The sequence below is a fragment of the Mesorhizobium sp. M1A.F.Ca.IN.020.04.1.1 genome (assembly GCF_003997315.1).
GTDB lineage: Bacteria > Pseudomonadota > Alphaproteobacteria > Rhizobiales > Rhizobiaceae > Mesorhizobium.
Genome location: NZ_RZSN01000335.1, coordinates 1 through 2,479, shown reverse-complemented (window position 1 = coordinate 2,479; position 2,479 = coordinate 1). Strand labels below are relative to the sequence as shown.

The following is a 2,479-nucleotide window of genomic DNA, read 5'->3' as shown; positions in this document are numbered from 1 at the left end:
GTAAGCGCTGTTCTCAGGCCACGGCCCTGAGTTCGGGAGCCGGGATGTAGGCCCAGGGCAGCAGGTCGTCGATCTGGCTGTTCGGGTGGCCATTGACGATCCTGGTGAGGACATCGGCGAGATAGCCGAGGGGCTCGACGCCGTTGAGTTTGCAGGTTTCGATCAGCGAGGCGACGACTGCCCAGTGTTCGGCGCCGCCATCGGAGCCTGCAAAGAGGGCGTTCTTCCGATTGAGCGCGATCGGACGAATGGAGCGCTCGACTGTATTGGAGTCGATCTCGATGCGGCCGTCGTCGAGGAAGCGGGTCAGGCCTTCCCAGCGCGAGAGCGTGTAGCGGATTGCCTCGGCGAGCTTGGTCTTCTGGCTAATCAGGCCGAGCTTTTCGCGCAGCCAAGGTTCGAGATCGGCAATGATAGCGCGGCTATTTTCCTGACGCATCGCGCGGCGTTCGTCAGCCGACCGGCCGCGGATGACGTCTTCGATCTTGTAGAGCTCGGCGATCCGTCTCAGCGCCTCGCTGGCAATCGGCGCGGGACCGGCTGCCGCCAGTTCATAGAAGCGCCGGCGCACGTGTGCCCAGCAGAAGGCGAGCGTCACGCCGCTTTTCTCGGCCAGCACGCGATAGCCGCCATAGCCGTCGACCTGAAGGATTCCGGTGAAGCCTGCGAGATGAGCGATCGGACGCTCGGCCTTTCGGTCCGGCGCATAGACATAGGCGACGCCCGGCGGGTCGCTTCCATTCCATGGGCGGTCATCGCGGGCATAGGCCCACAGCTGCCCAGTCTTCGTCTTGCCGCGGCCCGGATCGAGCACCGGCGCCGTGGTTTCGTCAGCAAAGAGCTTCGGTGAAGTCTTCAGCTTGCCAAGCAGCCGCTCATGCACCGGACGAAGGTGCCAGGCGGCGCGGCCGACCCAGTCGGCGAGCGTGGACCGGTCGAGATTGATGCCCTGCCGGGCATAGATCTGCGCCTGACGATAGAGCGGCAGGTGGTCAGCATATTTGGACACCAGCACCTGAGCGACCGTCGCCTCGGTTGGCAAACCGCTCTCGATCAGCCGGGCGGGCGCCGGAGCCTGAACGACCACATCCTCGCAGGCGCGGCAGGCATATTTGGGCCGGCGCACGACGATCACACGCAGCTGCGCCGGAACGATGTCGAGCCGCTCGCCCACGTCCTCACCTATCCGATGCAAGCCATTGCGGCAGCCCGGACAGGCATGGTCCTCGATGTCGACGACCATTTCCACCCGCGGCAGATGGGGTGGCAACGCGCCGCGGTTCGTCCGGCGCTTCCTGGCGCGCTCCAGACGCTCTGCGGGAGATGCTTGTTCATTCTCTTCCTCGTCGGCGGCCTCGATCTGCTCGGCCTCTTCGAGCCCCAGCAGCAACTGATCCTCGGGAAGCGTCTCAGCTCTTCGGCCGAAGCGGTGACGCTGCAATTCCTTGATGATCTGGATCAGGCGGGCGTTCTCGACGTCGCGCGCCAGGACCATCGCCTTCAGCGCGTCCGGATCGTCGGGAAGCTGGTCAGCCGCCATCGCCATGACCGGATCAGACCATATTCGCCGACATCCCGCGACAGCGGAATCCAGGCTGATTCACTTCGTCGCGGGTCAGCCCGCCTGAACCGGAACGCGGGTCCTGCGCGCCTCGTGGACCCGCCGCCAGTCGAGACCTTCGAGCAGCGCCGACAACTGCGCGGCCGTCAGCCGCATCATGCCGTCATGCACTTTCGGCCAGCGGAACTCGCCGTCCTCCAGACGTTTGGCGTAAAGGCAGACGCCGGTGCCATCCCAGAAGATCAGCTTGATCCGATCCGTCCGCTTCGCCCGGAAGACATAGACCGCGCCGCTGAACGGATCGGCGCCCATCGTCTCGCGCACAAGCGCCGCGAGGCCCTCCGCACCCTTGCGGAAGTCCACCGGCTTCGTCGCCACCATGACCTTGACCGCACCCGTCGGCCCGATCACGTCGTCGCCTTCAGCGCTCGGATTACAGCGGCCACCGTCCTGGTGTCGGCGCCACGGCCGACCCGCATAGCGACGCCGTCTATCTCCAGCTCGATCACACCGTCTCGGGCGGCTTTCTGCTTCCGCCGCCGCCTTGCCGCCGGTTCAGGCCTCGGCGCTGCAATCACCGCCGGAACAAACAACGATTCCGGTGCCGGCGCTTCCGCCAACGGCTGACGAGCGGCCCGACGCCAGGCGAACAGCTGCTGCGGGGACAAAGCGTATCGCCGCGCCACCGCGCTCACGGTCGCGCCGGCTTCGTAGCTTTCCGCCACGATCCGCGCCTTCTCCTCCGGCAGCCATTCGCGCCGCCGACCGGAGCCCGTGAACACCTCGAACCGGCGCGCGGGCTCGTGATCGCTGGATTTAAGCGTAAGCTCTGAAATCGTCATGTGTCGAAGCCCTCAAAGGCTCCGAACATCGTCCTTCACGCCGATCACCGAAAGGTGCCGTCGGGACATCGCTTAC

3 protein-coding genes are annotated in these 2,479 nt (G+C 65.6%); all 3 read right to left on the bottom strand.

Features of this window, described 5'->3' with window-relative positions; all coding sequences use genetic code 11:
- Positions 1-13: 13 nt before the first annotated feature.
- The gene (locus EOA49_RS31480; protein WP_095518982.1) at positions 14-1,546 is read right to left on the bottom strand and encodes an IS66 family transposase; all 1,533 of its coding nucleotides are present in this window, start codon (positions 1,544-1,546) and stop codon (positions 14-16) included.
- 69 nt (positions 1,547-1,615) lie between these two features.
- A complete protein-coding gene (gene tnpB / locus EOA49_RS31475) occupies positions 1,616-1,972 on the bottom strand; it encodes an IS66 family insertion sequence element accessory protein TnpB (RefSeq protein ID WP_023800865.1) in 357 nt (118 codons plus the stop codon).
- Positions 1,969-2,403, bottom strand: coding sequence for a transposase (locus EOA49_RS31470; RefSeq protein WP_095518983.1), 435 nt, complete (start codon positions 2,401-2,403; stop codon positions 1,969-1,971). Before EOA49_RS31470 ends, tnpB begins: the two co-directional genes overlap by 4 nt.
- Between the last annotated feature and the right edge of the window lie 76 nt (positions 2,404-2,479).